Annotated in this window: 14 protein-coding genes; 8 read left to right on the forward strand and 6 right to left on the reverse strand. The window is 71.3% G+C overall.

Annotated elements, in window-relative coordinates:
• Window positions 1-46: 46 nt before the first annotated feature.
• A complete protein-coding gene (locus QMG73_RS30190; protein ID WP_281901376.1) occupies window positions 47-559 on the forward strand; it encodes a TetR/AcrR family transcriptional regulator in 513 nt (170 codons plus the stop codon).
• On the opposite strand, the gene QMG73_RS30195 is transcribed toward QMG73_RS30190, so the two are convergent.
• Window positions 476-1,384, reverse strand: a complete 909-nt coding sequence (locus QMG73_RS30195; RefSeq protein ID WP_281901305.1) for a dihydrodipicolinate synthase family protein — start codon at window positions 1,382-1,384, stop codon at window positions 476-478. The two genes, QMG73_RS30190 and QMG73_RS30195, sit on opposite strands and share 84 nt — an antisense overlap.
• 71 nt (window positions 1,385-1,455) lie before the next feature.
• On the opposite strand from QMG73_RS30195, the gene QMG73_RS30200 reads away from it, so the two are divergent.
• The gene (locus QMG73_RS30200) at window positions 1,456-2,340 is read left to right on the forward strand and encodes a LysR family transcriptional regulator (RefSeq protein WP_281901307.1); all 885 of its coding nucleotides are present in this window, start codon (window positions 1,456-1,458) and stop codon (window positions 2,338-2,340) included.
• 878 nt (window positions 2,341-3,218) lie between these two features.
• Here the strand turns inward: QMG73_RS30200 and QMG73_RS30205 are convergent.
• A complete protein-coding gene (locus QMG73_RS30205) occupies window positions 3,219-4,232 on the reverse strand; it encodes a LacI family DNA-binding transcriptional regulator (RefSeq protein WP_281901308.1) in 1,014 nt (337 codons plus the stop codon).
• A 148-nt stretch (window positions 4,233-4,380) separates the two neighbouring features.
• Between QMG73_RS30205 and QMG73_RS30210 the strand changes: the two genes are divergently transcribed.
• The 3 genes from QMG73_RS30210 (at window position 4,381) to QMG73_RS30220 (ending at window position 8,561) form a co-directional block, all read left to right on the forward strand.
• Window positions 4,381-5,748, forward strand: coding sequence for a cellulase family glycosylhydrolase (locus QMG73_RS30210; RefSeq protein WP_281901310.1), 1,368 nt, complete (start codon window positions 4,381-4,383; stop codon window positions 5,746-5,748).
• Window positions 5,749-5,905: 157 nt separating this feature from the next.
• On the forward strand, window positions 5,906-7,342 hold the full coding sequence (locus QMG73_RS30215; RefSeq protein ID WP_407676881.1) for an alpha/beta hydrolase: 1,437 nt from the start codon (window positions 5,906-5,908) through the stop codon (window positions 7,340-7,342).
• A 712-nt stretch (window positions 7,343-8,054) separates the two neighbouring features.
• A complete protein-coding gene (locus QMG73_RS30220) occupies window positions 8,055-8,561 on the forward strand; it encodes a cytochrome P450 family protein (RefSeq protein ID WP_281901314.1) in 507 nt (168 codons plus the stop codon).
• A 4-nt stretch (window positions 8,562-8,565) separates the two neighbouring features.
• On the opposite strand, the gene QMG73_RS30225 is transcribed toward QMG73_RS30220, so the two are convergent.
• Entirely contained in the window at window positions 8,566-8,898 is a 333-nt protein-coding gene (locus tag QMG73_RS30225; RefSeq protein WP_281901316.1) for a hypothetical protein, read from the reverse strand.
• Window positions 8,899-8,943: 45 nt separating this feature from the next.
• Here QMG73_RS30225 and QMG73_RS30230 point away from each other — a divergent pair, with 45 nt between their 5' ends.
• Window positions 8,944-9,381, forward strand: a complete 438-nt coding sequence (locus tag QMG73_RS30230; RefSeq protein ID WP_281901317.1) for a hypothetical protein — start codon at window positions 8,944-8,946, stop codon at window positions 9,379-9,381.
• 8 nt (window positions 9,382-9,389) lie between these two features.
• Here the strand turns inward: QMG73_RS30230 and QMG73_RS30235 are convergent, their stop codons facing one another.
• Window positions 9,390-11,945: an Hsp70 family protein gene (locus tag QMG73_RS30235; protein ID WP_281901319.1), complete on the reverse strand. Its 2,556-nt coding sequence runs from the start codon at window positions 11,943-11,945 to the stop codon at window positions 9,390-9,392.
• Window positions 11,946-12,069: 124 nt separating this feature from the next.
• Between QMG73_RS30235 and QMG73_RS30240 the strand changes: the two genes are divergently transcribed.
• Window positions 12,070-12,582, forward strand: a complete 513-nt coding sequence (locus QMG73_RS30240; protein ID WP_281901321.1) for an RNA polymerase sigma factor — start codon at window positions 12,070-12,072, stop codon at window positions 12,580-12,582.
• Window positions 12,579-13,334, forward strand: a complete 756-nt coding sequence (locus QMG73_RS30245) for a hypothetical protein (protein ID WP_281901323.1) — start codon at window positions 12,579-12,581, stop codon at window positions 13,332-13,334. The genes QMG73_RS30240 and QMG73_RS30245 overlap by 4 nt, the downstream gene beginning before the upstream one ends.
• Here the strand turns inward: QMG73_RS30245 and QMG73_RS30250 are convergent.
• Together QMG73_RS30250 and QMG73_RS30255 are read right to left on the reverse strand one after the other, a co-directional pair.
• Window positions 13,318-14,361 (reverse strand): HAMP domain-containing sensor histidine kinase, encoded by a 1,044-nt coding sequence (locus QMG73_RS30250; protein WP_281901324.1) that lies wholly within the window; start codon window positions 14,359-14,361, stop codon window positions 13,318-13,320. The genes QMG73_RS30245 and QMG73_RS30250 overlap by 17 nt on opposite strands.
• Window positions 14,361-15,032 carry a response regulator transcription factor gene (locus tag QMG73_RS30255; RefSeq protein ID WP_281901326.1) on the reverse strand — a complete coding sequence of 224 codons (672 nt, stop codon included), beginning with the start codon at window positions 15,030-15,032 and terminating at the stop codon, window positions 14,361-14,363. Before QMG73_RS30255 ends, QMG73_RS30250 begins: the two co-directional genes overlap by 1 nt.
• Window positions 15,033-15,035: the final 3 nt, after the last annotated feature.

Here is a 15,035-nt window from a genome sequence, read left to right on the forward strand (position 1 = left end):
CCACTCCGGCTGGTGCATCTGAAGGCCGTACTCGTCGGCGACCGCCATCAGCTCCGCCGGCTCCGGCGGCCCGGCCGCCGGCAGCATCTCGGCCATCGCCGAGCGCGCCGGGGTCACCCGGCTGACCGTGTACCGGCACTTTCCCGATGACACCGCCCTCTTCGACGCCTGCTCGGCGCACTGGCTCGCCGGCCAGATCCCACCGGCCCCGGACACGTGGGCGGCCATCCCCGACGCCGCCGAGCGCCTGCGCACCGGCCTCGCCGACCTGTACCGCTTCTATCGCGACGGCCAGACGATGCTCACCAACATCTACCGCGACAAGGCCGCGATCCCCGAGGCGCACCGCGACGGCATCGATCAGCGCGACGCGGCCTTCGCCGACGTGCTCGCGACGCCGTTCGACGGCCCGGCCGCGCGGCGCGCGCTGGTCCGCGCGCTCATCGGCCACGCCATCTCGTTCTGGACGTGGCGGTCACTCTGCGTTGACCAGCGAGTGCCCGAGGCCGACGCGGTCGAGGCGATGGTCGGGCTGGTCCTGCAGGCGGCGCAGCGCTGACCGGACCGCATCGGGGCTCGCGGGCAGCAGCGGGAGCCGCACGTCCGCGGTCGGGATGCGCCCCTGGGCATGCAGGACCGCCTTGATCACGGCAGGGTTCGGCTCGGCGAACAGCGCGGTCGACAGGGCGGCCAGCCGGTGCCCCAGCGCGCTGCCGCTGCCGGTGCGCCACGACGCGACCAGCGCGACGAACTCCGCCGTCGCCACGTGCGCCGACGCGAGGATGCCGCCGTCCGCGCCGAGCGCCAGCAGCGGCGAGATGAACGGATCGTCGCCGCCCAGCACCGCGAAGCCGTCCGGCCGGTCGGCCAGCAGGTCGATCGTGGTGGCGTCGATGCCGCCCACCGCGTACTTGACGCCCGCCACGCCATCGATCGCGGCCAGCCGCCGGAGCGTGCCCGCCGACAGGTGCTGCCCGGTCCGGTAGGGCACGTGGTAGGCGAGGAGCGGGACCGGGCTGGCCGCCGCGAGCGTCGCGAAGTGGGCCACGACCCCGGCTTCGCCGGGACGGACGAAGGGCGGCACCAGGCAGAGAGCCGCCGCGACCGCGGGCCGCTCGCCCAATTCCCGGAGTGTTTCAGCTGTACTGGCACCGACCACCAGCGGCACCGAGCGATCCATGCACACCCGGGCGACGACGTCGACGACGCCGTGCCTCTCCGCCCCGGTCAACGAGGCGGGCTCGCCCGTGGTGCCGAGCGCCACGAGTCCCGCGGCACCCCCGTCGAGGACCTCGTGGGCCAGCGACTCCAGGGCGCCGAAGGCCACGGCGCCGTTCGTGTCGAAGGGCGTGATCAGCGGGACGTACACACCGGAAAACGTCATGTGTCCCAGCCTCGGCCACCGGTATCGTAAGGTCCAGTTCATATCCCTGAAGCGAACCGTAAGCTGAACTGATGCTCGACGTGCGCCGCCTGCGACTGCTGTGCGACCTGTCCCGCCTCGGCACCATCGCCGCGGTTGCGGAGGCGCACACCTACACACCGTCCGCCGTCTCCCAGCAGCTGTCCACATTGGAGCGCGAGGCGGGCGTACCGCTCCTGGAACGCACCGGCCGGCGCGTGGCGCTCACGGCGGCCGGCCGGGTACTCGTAGCGCACGCCGAAACCGTCCTCGCCGCGCTGGAGCAGACCTCCGCCGCGCTCGCGGCCCTCGGTACCGGCCTGTCCGGCCCGCTGCGCATCGGCGCGTACCCGACCGCCGTCCGCGCGCTGATCCCGGCGACCCTCGTCGCGCTCGGCCAGCGACACCCCGGCCTCGAACTGATGGTCACCGAGTTGGACCCCGTCGACGTGCCGGCCGCCCTGCGCGAACGGCGACTCGACGTGGGACTCCTGCACGACTACGACGCCGTACCGGTCGAGCCCGACCCGACCCTCGACGCCGTACCGCTGCTGGACGAGACCGTCTTCCTGGCGGTACCCGCCGACGGCCCCACCGACTCCCTGGCGGCGACCCGCGACGCCACCTGGATCCTGGCCAGCCCGGGCACGCTCTGCCACACGGCGACCCTCCAGGTATGCCGCACCGCCGGCTTCACGCCCCGCGCCCGCCACCACGCCGACGACTTCGCCACCGTGCTCGCCCTGGTCGCCGCCGGCCAGGGCGTCTCCGTCGTACCCCAACTCGCCGCCGCCCGGCCACCCGCCGGTGTCCGCCTCATCGCGCTGCCAACCCGGCGCCGCACCCGCATCGCGTACCGCCACGGCGCCGCCACCCACCCGGCGGTGGCCGCGTTCGTGACCGCGATCCGCGCCACGGCCAGCGACACCGTCAACTGACGACGTCGCTGGCCTGTACCGAAGTCGCCACGCCCGATCCGCCGATCAAGGGCGAACGCACGCGGATGGATCTCTTTCCGCGCGCGTCCGCCCTTCAGACCAGCCCAGCACGGCATGTCGCCACGCCCAATCCGCCGATCAAGGACGAACGCACGCGGATGGATCTCTTTCCGCGCGCGTCCGCCCTTTCAGACCGGCCCAGCACGGCATGTCGCCACGCCCAATCCGCCGATCAAGGGCGAATACACGCGGTTGGATCGCTAAACCGCGTGTATTCGCCCTTGATCCATGCGATTGCCCTTGATCGACGCGCTGGACGCGACGACACGCCGCCGCCAACCCCTCAACCCGGCGGCTGGCGCTGGCCACGACGGCGCGCCGCCTCGCACCCCCCGGAACTCAGGACGAGCGCCGTGGAGTCAGGGGTCGTGCGCCAGCAAGGCGCTGTGAACGTTTATGGCTGCTCTGGCAGCCATAAACGTTCACAGCCCGACCCACCGCAACGCGGAATGGGGCAATCCGGTCGTCGACCAAGCGCGCCCGGCCGACGCCGGAGCTCGACCCTGACGCGGCGCCGGATCGCCCGGCGCGACGCATCACCTGACGCACCGGTCCGCCGGACGCGCCGGATCACCTGACGCGACGCATCGCCCGGCGCGACGCATCGCCCGGCGCGCCGGATCGCCTGGCGCGCCGGCGTCGATCAAGGAGAAGTCCATCGATCAAGGGCGAATACACGCGGAAAAGAGATCAAAGTGCGTGCATTTGCCCTTGATCGACGAAAAGCGACGGAAACGAGCGGTAGGAACAGGTCAGGTTGGATTGTGACGTTGCAAAACGGGGTCCGGACTCACCGTACGGCCGCGCATCGACGAACGTCAAGGTGGTGGACCGGTGGACGAGCGGACTACCAGCTCCGGGGTGAAGCGGACCTCCTTGTGGCGGTGCCCGGGGCGCCCCTCGGCCAGGAGCAGCTCCGCCGCCGCCCGGCCGAGCTCGTGGGTCGGCTGCCGGATCGTCGTCAACGCCGGTGCCAGCTCGCTGGCGAAGACCACGTCGTCGTACCCGAGCACCGACATCCCACCGGGAATGTCGACGCCAGCGGCGTGCAGACCTCGCATCACGCCCACGGCTGCCATGTCGTTGAAGCACACCACCGCGGTCGGGCGCGGCTCGGCGGCCAGTACGCGAGCCACCGCCGCTTCCGCCTCGACCACCCCGGCCGGTGGCGGCACCGGTACCCCGACCAGCGCCCACGGCACGTCGAGTCCCGCCGCGGCGAGTCCCCGACGCAGCCCCTCGGCCCGGCCCACCAGCGAGGGCAGGTCAGCCTCGGTCCGCAGGTACGCGATCCGCCGGTGCCCCTGCGCCACCAGGTGTTCCGCGGCGAGCTCGCCGCCGCGGACGTCGTCGACCGTCACCGCGCACAGCCGCGTTCCGGCGCCCGGATGGTCGACGAGCACCACGGGTGTGCCCCTGCCGGCCAGCTCGACGGCGGCGTCAAGCCGGGAGCTGACCGGCGACAGCAGCACGCCGCGGACGCCGAGCTCCTCCAGCATCTGCAGGGCGCGGGTTTCGCGCTCGACCCGCACGTCGGTGCTGCACACGATCGCCATGCAGCCGGCGTCGGCGAGGCGGTCCTCCATCCCGCGCGCGACCTGGGCGTAGAACAGGTTCGCCGAGTCGAGCAGCACGCAGCCGACCGTCACGCTCGGCGCTCCGCGCAGCTGCCGCGCCGCCCCGTTGCGCACGTACCCGACAGTGGCCATCGCGTCCTCGACCCGCCGCCGCGTGTCCACCGTGACCACGTCGGGATTGTTGAGCACGTTGCTCACCGTCGACATGGACACGCCCGCCGCTTCCGCGACCTGCCGGATACTCGCCCGCCGCACGAGAAGAGCCTAGGGCTTGCCCGGGAGCAACGCATTGACCTACGCTGATTCCCGCTGCGAGCCAGGCAGTGATCGTCGGGGTCCACCGGGTCTGTGGCTCAGACGCGTCCTGCCCCCGCTTTCGGGGCGTTCCCTCCTGAGGTAGGTCATGCAGCGCTTTCTCAACCCAAGACGGCTCGCTGCCTTCGGCGTGGCCGTACTCGCCGCGGCGACTTCCATCGTGTTACTCGCGCGACCCGCGGACGCCGCCGTCGGTCTGCACGTCAGCGGCACCAACGTCGTCGAGGCCAACGGCCAGACGTTCGTCATGCGCGGGGTGAACCACCCGCACGTGTGGTACACGAGCCAGACCAGTTCCTTCGCCAACATCAAGGCGTTGGGAGCGAACACGGTGCGTGTGGTGCTGGGCAGCGGCAAGCGGTGGGGCCCGTCCACCGATGTCGCCAACGTCATCACGCTGTGCAAGCAGAACAAGCTTATCTGCGTCCTCGAGGTGCACGACACCACCGGGTACGGCGAAGAGGGGGCGGCCGCCTCGCTCGACGAGGCCGTCAACTACTGGATCAGCCAGAAGAGCGCGCTGGTCGGCCAGGAGAACTACGTCGTCATCAACATTGGCAACGAGCCGATCGGCAACACGAACCCGGGCCAGTGGACCGCCGCCACCTCCGCGGCCGTGCAGAAGATGCGCACCAACGGCTTCGAGCACCTGCTGATGATCGACGCGCCGAACTGGGGCCAGGACTGGACGAACACCATGCGCAGCACCGCGCAGACCGTCTGGAACGCCGACAGCCAGCGCAATCTCGTGTTCTCCATCCACATGTACGCGGTCTACAACACCGCCTCGGCGATCACCTCGTACTTCGACGCCTTCCGCACCATGGGCCTTCCCCTGCTGGTTGGCGAGTTCGGGTGGCGGTTCAACACGAGCGAGGTGGACCACGAGACGATCCTGTCCGAGGCGAACGCGCGCGGAATGGGCTATCTCGGCTGGTCGTGGAGCGGCAACACCGACCCGATCCTCGACATGGCGCTGAACTTCGACCCCAACCAGCTCACCACGTGGGGTCAGCGCATTTTCAACGGTGCCAACGGCATCAAGGCGACGGCCAAGCAAGCCACCATCTACAATGGAGTCACGCCGACGACACCCGCCACCACGCCGCCGACTACGCCACCCACCACCCCACCAACGAGCCCGCCTCCTGCTGGTAAGGCGTGCACCGCCACGTACTCGATTCTCGGCCAGTGGCCGGGCGGCTTCCAGGGTGACGTGCGGGTCACGGCGGGCAGCAGTGCCATCACCGGGTGGACGGTGACTTGGACGTTCGGCAATGGACAGACGGTCAGCCAGGCGTGGAGCGCCACGGTGACGAGCAGCGGCTCCAGCGTCACCGCGCGCAATGTTGGCTACAACGGCAGTCTGGCCGCCGGCGGCAGCGCCAACTTCGGGTTCATCGGGGCGTGGAACGGTACCAACTCCGCGCCGACTCTCTCCTGCACCGCAAGCTGACCGATCCCCTTTGCGGGCCGGGCGCTTGGCGCCCGGCCCGCCGTTCAGCTTCGAAGACCTCGTCCTGGCGCACTCGCCTCGGACCACGCCGCAGGCTTGATCGCGGTCGTGGTATCGAGGCCCTCTGACTTACGGGGCGATTACCGGGTCCTCCCCGATGCCTCCGAGGCGGCCCCTGTCGATCATCGATCAGGTGATTGTCAAATCCTTACTCACCGCCGCCGTCACTCTGGGCGGGGTCGGCCTCGCGGCCGCCCCCGCCTATTCGGGACCAGCGGCAATCGCGTGGGCACCCTGCGCGCAAGACGCGGCCGTCCAGTGCGGCACTTTGGCTGTACCTGTCGACTGGCGCGACCCGAAGGGGCCACGGTTCGACCTGGCGGTGGCCCGCCGCCCCGCCACCGACCCGGGTGCCCGCGTCGGCACACTGGTGTTCGGCCCGGGCGGTCCCGGCGACTCGGGTGTCGACCGCGTGATCGCCGGCAACCGGTTCAGCGCCGAACAGCGCCGCCGGTTCGACATCGTCAGCTTCGATCCACGCGGCGTCGGCCGCAGCAACCCCGTCGTCTGCGCACCCGAACTGCTGGCGCAGCGGCCAAATCCGGTACTGACCAGCCAGTCAGACTTCGACGCCCTGCTGGCGTACAACCAGCGGCTGCGCGAGGACTGCCGTGCCCGCACGGGACCCGTGTACGACCACGCCGACACGCTCAGCACCGTGAAGGATCTCGACGCCATCCGTGCCGCGTTGGGCGAAGCGAAGCTGACCTACCACGGCAGCTCCTACGGCACGCTGCTCGGTGAGCAGTACGCGGAGACGTTCCCGCACCGCGTCCGCGCCCTCGTACTGGAGAGCGTCGTCGACCACAGTGTCCGGACGCGCGACTTCCTGGATACGCAAGCGGTCGCGCTCCAGGACTCGTTCGAGGAGTTCGTCGCGTGGTGCGACGGCACCACCGCGTGCGCCCTGCAGGGCAATGACGTCCGCGCCGTCTGGGCCGACCTGCTGGCCCGCGCCGACCGTGGCGAACTGCGCGACGCGTCAGGCAAGGCGGTGACCGCGTTCGACCTGGTCGCCACCGCACACCGCCACTTCTACGGCCCCGACTGGCCCGGCTTCGCCACCAAACTCGCCGCCATGAACGCGGGCGGACCGGCCACAGTGGTCGGTGTGCCGCCACTGGTGACCGCCGTATTCTGCGCCGACTGGAGCCTGCCGGTACGCGACTACAAGCAGTACGCCAGCTATCTTCGCCGCACCGCGGAAAGCGCACCGGACGTGCGGTACCCGGCCAGCCTGTACGCGGCGGCCGCCTGCCTGGGATGGCCGCAGCCGGTCGCCAACCCGCAGCACACGCTGAAGGTGCGCGGCACTCCGCAACTGCTGCTGCTCAACACCCTTCACGACCCGGCGAGCGGCTACAACTGGGCGACGAACGTGGCCCGCCAGCTCGGTGACCGTGCCGTCCTGCTCACCTACGAGGGCTGGGGCCACGGCGCCTACACGCGTACGCCTTGCGTGACGGCGGCTGTGGACACCTACCTACTCACCGCAACCCCACCCCCCACCCAAACCTGCCCCGCCTCCCCCTAACCCTCCCCGCGCCGCCCCGCGCGCCCCCTTTCCCGCCGATCAAGGGCGAACGCACGCGGTTCGATCTCAAAACCGCGTGCGTTCGCCCTTGATCCATGCAGACCTCCTTGATCGACGAACGCAGGCAGGTCAGCCGCCGGTCTGTGGCGGGGTTGGCGGCGCTCGCGGCCGCCGGGGGGGCGCGCGCACAGCGCCGCCGGGGGCGCCGCGACAACCGATTCGGCCGCTTCGCGCCACCCGGCCCGCGTCGCCCGACCTCCAGCGCCGCCGATCAAGGGCGAACGCACGTGGTTCGACCTGAAACCGCGTGCGTTCGCCCTTGATCGATGGAGGCCCGGGGGATGAGGCGGCGCGCCATCGTGGCCGAGGCCAACCGCCCGGTTTGAGGGGTTGGCGGCCGTGTGTGGCCGCGCCCTGCGCGCCGATCAAGGGCAATCGCATGGATCAAGGGCAAAAACACGCGGAAAGAGATCCAACCACGCGCATTCGCCCTTGATCGGCGTGCCGGGCGTGGCGACGCGCCGCGCGGGGGCCGGCCTGGGAGCGGACGCACGCGGAACAGAGATCCAACCACGCGCATTCGCCCTTGATCGGCGCACCGGGCGTGGCGACACTCCGTCATGGGCGGGCGGCGGCGTCGGGGGAAGATCGGACCCGGACCGGGGCGGTCGGGTGGAGAAGCGGGTGGGAGCTGTCTACTACGCTTCGGCGGATGGCGGTGCTGGAGACGGTTCTCACCACAGCGGGTGGCGCGCTGTCCGCGACGCTTGGTGTCGTCGTGGGCACCGCTCTCAGCCGCCGGGCACAGGACCGGCACTGGCTGCGCGACCGCCAGCTCGCCGCGTACCAGGAGCTGATGCGCCAGTACGCCACATTCACCATGACGCTTCGGCGCGCCCATGTGGACCGGATCGGTTGGGAGTACGACTGGGCGGTGTGGAGCGCGGCGTTGACGTCCGCCAGCCTGGTCGCTCCGGCCCAGGTCGCGGAGGAGATCGACGGGTTCGCCGCTGCCATCGGGCGGTTCCTGCGGGAGGCGGCCGTCGACACGAGGACTGACGCGCTGACCGCGGACGAGTTCGCGCGGGCTATGCATCCGCCGGCGCTGGCGCAGGTGTCGCTGGTCAACGCCATCCGGCGGTCACTCGGCGGCGACCTGGGTGCGCTGTCGGTCTGGATCGGCGGTTCACTGACGAGCAACCCGCGCCTGGACCCGTGAAACGCTATGCGGTCGCCAGCAAGCCGCCAGCGATGACCAGCGGCACCGAGACGAACAGGAAAATCCCTACGCCGGTCAGCACGCGGCCACCGTCGTCGTCGGATGCCCGCTCCGGGCCCTGTCCAAGCCAGGCGAACGCGTCGGCGCTGCCCATCCGGCTAAGACTCGCTCCACCCGTGATCGCCACCAGCGCGCCGACGGCGACCAGGCAGATCCCGAACCGTGTGACGAACGCGCCGTCACCGAAAGCGATCCACAGACCCGCGATCACCGCCGCGACCGCGAATGAGATGACCACCAGGACCAGTGCTTCGAGGAGACCCTTCAAGGCCGTCATGCGCCCACGGTAGGTGCCGGTGTCCACCCGTTTAGGGTGGAGATCATGTCGTATGCCGTCCGCCCGCTTCCAGTGGGCATTCTCGTGTTGACCGCCGCGCTCGCGGGCTGTGGAGGCAGTCCGGAAGCGTCGTCACCATCACCGACCCCACCCGCGACAACCGCCGTCGTCGACGCGGCCACCACCGAGCCGGCCCGGCAGCCGCACACGCTGGTGCTGACCGCGACCGGCAAAGCCACCATCGTGTCGTTCACGTACACGCTCGACGGCAAAGCCACCGAGGGCGGCTCGGCCAAGCTGCCATGGCGGGTTTCGGTGGACGTACCCGCCGACGGCAAGCGCCACGAGTGGAGTTTGCGGATCACGTACCGAAAGGGCAATGTCGACCTGATGGCCATGTTCAACGGAAAGGTGCAGACCAGCAGTCGGGGCGCGAGCAGCGGCGAGGGCACAGGCGGTATCAGCGGATCCGTGCTCGGCTGACCCACGAGTCAGGTCGGGCCGGCGTCATGGCGCCACCAGTCGATCATTGCGGTGGGGTCGCCGCCCCGAAAGGCGAACGCCTGTATCGCGGACTGGTCGCTTGTCCAGATCAGCCGCCGGTTGCCGTCCTCACCCGTCGCGCATCTCAACCGCCCGGTGACGCCCCCGCGCTGGTACGGCGACTCGCCCTCGAAGCCTTCGGGCAGCTTGGTGCAGTCGTCGTTGCCCCGGACCTCGGTGCCATAGCTTCGCCGCATGGCCGCCTGGCTCTGGAACTGGTAATAGAAGACGATCTGGGCTCCGCTGGTCGGGCCGCAGACCACGGCGACGACCGGCTCGGTGCCGACGTTCGAGCGGATCTGCTCCCGGGACGGGCGCAGGCAGTCCACTTGCGACCGCTTCGGCACCCGCGCGAGCAGCGCATTTTCCTCGGTGGTCGGAAACGCCGGTACGGCCCGCGCGTTCACGGCCGCCACGACCTTCGCCACGGGCGGTCCGGAGTCGATCCGCCACCACGCGGACAGGCTCTCGGCGTCGGTGCCGGTGGCCCGTCCGGCCAGCAGCAACGACTCGACGCTCCACTGCATCACCAGTGTGCTGCGCGGACCGGGATGGCACATCAGCGCGCCCAGTTCGACGCTACGCAGGTCGTAGCGGCGGGAACCGAGGAACCCCGGCGCCTTCCCGTCCTGGCAGGCGACGCCGGTCGGCGCCTTGGCCACCGCGGCGTGGGCGTCCATGGTGGACTGGAGCGCGGACAGCTCGCCGAAGCGGAAATACGACACGCTGGTCGCGCCGGTGCCCTGCGGGTCGCAGCGCACGCCCGCCGTGGCGCCTTGGAAGTCGTCCAGGTCCGCGACGCTCGCCCGCGCGCAGTCGTTCGCGGCGAGCACGTCGACGAGGGCCCGCTCCTCGGCGGTGGGAAACGCGGGTGCGCCGGTCCATGACAGCCAGGCCGCGCGCAGCGCCGCGGCGTCCGCGGCATCGGCTCTGGTACTGGCCACCGTCCGCGCCCGCTGGTCCGTCCACACGAGACTGAAGGCACCGTCTCCGTTGGCGCCGCACACCACCCGTCCCGCCGCCGGCCCCGTGGCGGGGTACCGGTGCTCCCCCGAGTCCGTAGCCCCGCAGTCACCCTCGCTGGCGGTGGCGCCCGCCTCGCGTACCGCCCCCTGGTAGGCGGCGTCGACGGCCGCCTGGTCGGCGAACAGCACGACGGTGACCTCCCGTCCACCCTTGGCGCGGCAGGTCAGCGTGCGGGTCGCGCCCGCCATGCCGGTACTCTCCCGGCAGCCGTCGCGCAGCGCTGGCGGTACCCGAGAAAGACCGTCTGATGTGGAGCCTGAAAGCTGGTCCGCGACAACGGCGGCCGCGCTGCCCAAGACGACGGCGAGCGCCAGCGCGGCGGCGGCCAGCCGGCGACGCGACCGCCGCCGCTGACCTGACTCGCCGATCAGGTCCGAGGCGGGCGGTGGCCAGCTCTGCGACGGGTCCGGCAGCACCGGCGGCGGCCCCTTCACCGCCGGCCGCACGCGCAGGCTCCCCTCGGCGACCACGAGCTCCGGCTGCTCGACCACCGTCGGCGCGACACCGAGCCGCTGGTGCAGCAGGGCGGCGGCCAGCGGCAGCCTGCTCGACCCGCCGACGAGAAAGAGTCCCGCCAGGTCGGCGGGCGCCACTCCGGCGTCGTCGAGGACGGCCCGGCTGGCCGCGACGGTCCGCTCCAGGATCGGGCCCGCCAGCCCGTCGAGCTGCTCGCGACCCAGCGGCGCCCCGTCGTCGAAAAGCGGCACGTGTACGGTCGTGTGCGCCGCCCGGGACAGCAGCTCCTTACCGGCGCGCACGTCGTCCCACAGTGTCCGCGAGGCGCGCCGGTCGGCCGGTTCGCGCGGCTGCACGAGGCGCTTCCAGGTCTCGCTGTCTCGCACGCCGTAGGTTTCGCCGAACGCCTCGACGATCGCCGCGTCGACGTCGAGGCCGCCGGCGTCGGGCAGGCCCCGCGTGGCGAGCACCTCGAAGCCGTCCGGCCCGCTTCGCACGACCGACGCGTCGAAGGTGCCCGCCCCCAGGTCGTACACCATCAGGCTGGAACCGGCGGGAACTCGCCGGCCGGCGACGGTGGCGAACCAGGTCGCGGCCGCCACCGGCTCGGCCACCAGCGTCACGTCGCCGAACACCGGTGCGGCGGCCGACCGCAGCACCTCCTGCCGTCGCGGCCCCCACGCCACTGGGCAGGTCAGCACCGCCTCGGACACGGGACCGCCGGCCACCCGCTCGGCCTCGGCGGCGACCCGCTTCAAAACCGCGCCGATGAGGTCACCGACAGCGACGGATACACCACCCAGCAGTACCGTGCCGTCGTCGACGCAGCGCTTCGGGTGCGGTTCGAAGCAGTCCGGCCGGGTCCGCGCGGCGTGCGTGGCGTCGCGCCCGACCAGTAGCCCCGCCTCGGGGTCGGCGTGCACGGCGGACGGCAGCAACGGTGAGCCGTCGAACAGCAGCGGCCGCACCCGTCCATCCGGAAAGGCGAGCACCGCGGCCGTGTTGGAGGTCCCGAAATCCACTCCGACCCGATATGCCTCGCCCCCCACGAATGACACCCTACGTTGCGGACGTAAGGATCGAGGTTGTGCCGGACAGTACATGGATGTGAGACGACAACAAGAGGCATCCGCGCAGGAGCGTTTAGTGACGCTCTGGAGGTCGCACGCCCACCGGGTGATGGCCTACGCGCTGCGCCACGTCGACAGAGACACCGCACAGGACGTGGTCTCCGAGACGTTCCTGGTGGCGTGGCGGCGGCTGGCAGCCGTACCGGACGACCCGCTGCCCTGGCTGCTGGTCGTGGCGAGAAACACCATCGCGAACCAGCGCCGCTCCGGCCATCGCCAGGAGCGACTGGCCGCGGAGCTCGAACGGTTCCGCCAGATCGCGGAGCCGGCCGCCGCGGCCGAGGTGCTCGTCACCGAACGCGCGGCGGTACTGGCCGAGCTCGCCGCCCTGACCGACAAGGAGCGCGAAGCGCTGCTGCTGGTCGCCTGGGACGGCCTGCCGCCCAAGCACGCGGCGAAGGTGGCGGGCTGTTCGCTGCCCGCGTTCCACGTGCGCCTCACCCGCGCCAGGCGTCGGCTGCGCGCCAGCCTCGAAGCCGACCCGCTCCCCCGCCCCGAGCCCGTACCGTCCATAGGAGGCACCGCGTGAACACCGACGACCGCGCGATGGCGATTCTCGAAAACCTTCGCCCGACATCCACTGTGGACAAGGCGTGGCCGGAGTCCGACCGGGAGGCCGCCCTGGAGCGCGTACTGGCATACAGCGCGCCCCCGCTGGCCGCACCGTCCCGCCGGCGGCGACGGGTGCTGTTCACCACCGCGGTGACCGCCGCGCTGCTCGCCACGGGTGCGGGCGTCGCGACGGCCAGCGGCGTACTGCCGGAGTCGTTCACCCAGCACCTGTCGTTCTGGACGAGCGAGACCAATGGCGGCGTCGACGTCGACACCGCGCGCCGCGTCGCCCAGGCTCCAGGGCCGGACGGCAAAATGCTCACGGTCTGGGCGGCGACGGGCGCCAACGGCACCACATGCGTGTCCCCCATGTTCGAGGCGCCCGGTGACCTGGACCGGCCGGCACCGGCGGACGCTCCCAGCGCCGGTGGTCAGTGCACGCCGGTCGATACACAGGCGACGTTCGGCGACCTCGGCGCGTCGGCAAACGACCACGGCATCCACACCGTGTGGGGCGCCGCCGGTGAGGCGGTGCGCGCCGAGTTGCGGCTGGCCGACGGTACGGTCCGGCCGGCCCTGCCCGCGGAAGGCATGTACTTCTACTGGTACCTCGCCAACGAGACGGTCGAGGCGCCGGTCCTCGTCGGGTACGACGCCGCCGGCAAGGTGATTCTCGAACGGCAACTGCCCAACCTGGTCACAAACTCCCACATCAACGGCGGACGGTGAAGTAGAAGGCGGAACCCTCGCCCGACGGTCCCGGCGACCGGAGGGTGAGGGTTCCGCCATGCGCCTGCGCGACCTGGCGGGCGATGGCGAGACCGAGGCCGGTGCCGGGCACGTCCGAGCGACCGCGCCAGAAACGCTGGAAGACCCGGTCGTGCTCGCTGGCGGCGATGCCGGGACCGCGGTCGGTCACCACGACGGTGACTTCGTGTGCGGTGACTTCGACGGCGACGTGGACGGGAGCGCCCGGCGGGCTGTACCGGATGGCGTTGTCGACAAGGTTGTGGACGGCACGGCGAACGGTGGCTTCGTCGATCGGGCAGATGGCGGTTTCGGGGCCGTCGAGCGACACGTTCACCCCGGGCACGCTGGCTTCGTCGGCGACGGTGCGAACGATACCCATCAGGTCGGCCGGGCGCTGGTCGAGGGTACGGGCACGGCCGCGGGCGTCGACGAGCAGCTCGTCGAGCACGGTTTGGAGCCGCACGGCCGCCGCTCGCGACCGTTCCAGCCCGCGCCGGTACGCGTCGATGGTGGGTTTCGGATGGGCCAGCAGCACCTCGGCGTTGGTCACCAGAACCGCCAGCGGTATCCGCAACTCGTGGCTGGCCTCCTCGATGAGCCGCCGTTGCGTGTCAGCCGCCTGCTGCAGCCGTTCGAGCATGGCGTCGAAGCTGGCCGCGAGCGCCGCCACCTCCACCGGCCCCTCGGACAGCGCGATGCGGCGGCTCAGGTCGACGGCTTGGATGTCGTCGGCGACCCCGCGTACCCGGTCGATCGGGCGCACCGCCCGGCCGGCCCACCACCAGGCGAGCGCGGCGGCCGCCGGGCTGAGTGCCAGCACAGTCACCGTGACCCAGACCGAGCCCCGCGCGGTGGTGTCCCGTACCGTCTCGACGCCGTCGACGTATCGCGTCTCGCTCTCCGCGTCGACGGCGAGAACCACGCCGAACAGCAGCAGCGCCGGCGCATAGATGGCGAGAAAGCCAAACAGCGCCAGCCGCACCCGCAGCGACCGCCAACGGCCCATCACGGCGGAGCCTCCAGACGGTACCCGGCGCTGGTGATTGTCAGGATGAGCGGCGGATCGCCGAGCTTGCGGCGCAGGCGGCTGAGAATCACCCGCACAGACGCGGTGAACGGGTTGGCGTTCGCGTCCCACACGTGCTCCAGCAGGTCTTCCGCCGAAAGCACATCGCCGGGATGGTGCATGAAGTACCGCAGCAGCGAGTACTCCCGGGCGGTCAGGTCCAGCTCGCGGCCGGCCCGCCAGGCCCGGCGCGCGGCGAGGTCAAGTATCAGCTCGCCGGCCCGCAGCGTCGAGCCGTGGCCGTCGGCGCGCCGGCCGAGCGCGCGCAGCCGGGCCACCAGCTCAGCGAAGTGAAACGGCTTGACCAGGTAGTCGTCGGCTCCGGCGTCCAGCCCGGCGACCCGGTCGGTGACCGCGTCGCGGGCGGTCAGCACGAGCGAACGGCGTGGCCGGTGCAGGTCGGGATCGCACCCTACCCGCCGGACGAGGTCGAGCCCGTCGCCGTCCGGCAGGCCCAGGTCGAAACAAGCGACGTCGTACGCGGTCAGGCGCAGCAGCTCCTCAGCACCGGCGTACGTGGCGGCGACGTCGACCGCGTACGACTCGTTGCGCAGCCCGAGGGCGACGACCTCGGCTAGGTCGGGATCGTCTTCGACCAGCAGGATCCGCATGCG

Source organism: Phytohabitans aurantiacus, from assembly GCF_027923225.1.
Taxonomy (GTDB): Bacteria; Actinomycetota; Actinomycetes; order Mycobacteriales; family Micromonosporaceae; genus Phytohabitans; species Phytohabitans aurantiacus.

What these genes read in the sequence shown, in the direction of transcription:
- QMG73_RS30195 (WP_281901305.1), bottom strand. Translation starts at nt 1,384, where the DNA reads ATGACGTTTTCCGGTGTGTACGTCCCGCTGATCACGCCCTTCGACACG.
- QMG73_RS30200 (WP_281901307.1), top strand. Translation starts at nt 1,456, where the DNA reads ATGCTCGACGTGCGCCGCCTGCGACTGCTGTGCGACCTGTCCCGCCTC.
- QMG73_RS30210 (WP_281901310.1), top strand. Translation starts at nt 4,381, where the DNA reads ATGCAGCGCTTTCTCAACCCAAGACGGCTCGCTGCCTTCGGCGTGGCC.
- QMG73_RS30215 (WP_407676881.1), top strand. Translation starts at nt 5,906, where the DNA reads ATGCCTCCGAGGCGGCCCCTGTCGATCATCGATCAGGTGATTGTCAAA.
- QMG73_RS30220 (WP_281901314.1), top strand. Translation starts at nt 8,055, where the DNA reads ATGGCGGTGCTGGAGACGGTTCTCACCACAGCGGGTGGCGCGCTGTCC.
- QMG73_RS30225 (WP_281901316.1), bottom strand. Translation starts at nt 8,898, where the DNA reads ATGACGGCCTTGAAGGGTCTCCTCGAAGCACTGGTCCTGGTGGTCATC.
- QMG73_RS30230 (WP_281901317.1), top strand. Translation starts at nt 8,944, where the DNA reads ATGTCGTATGCCGTCCGCCCGCTTCCAGTGGGCATTCTCGTGTTGACC.
- QMG73_RS30250 (WP_281901324.1), bottom strand. Translation starts at nt 14,361, where the DNA reads ATGGGCCGTTGGCGGTCGCTGCGGGTGCGGCTGGCGCTGTTTGGCTTT.
- QMG73_RS30255 (WP_281901326.1), bottom strand. Translation starts at nt 15,032, where the DNA reads ATGCGGATCCTGCTGGTCGAAGACGATCCCGACCTAGCCGAGGTCGTC.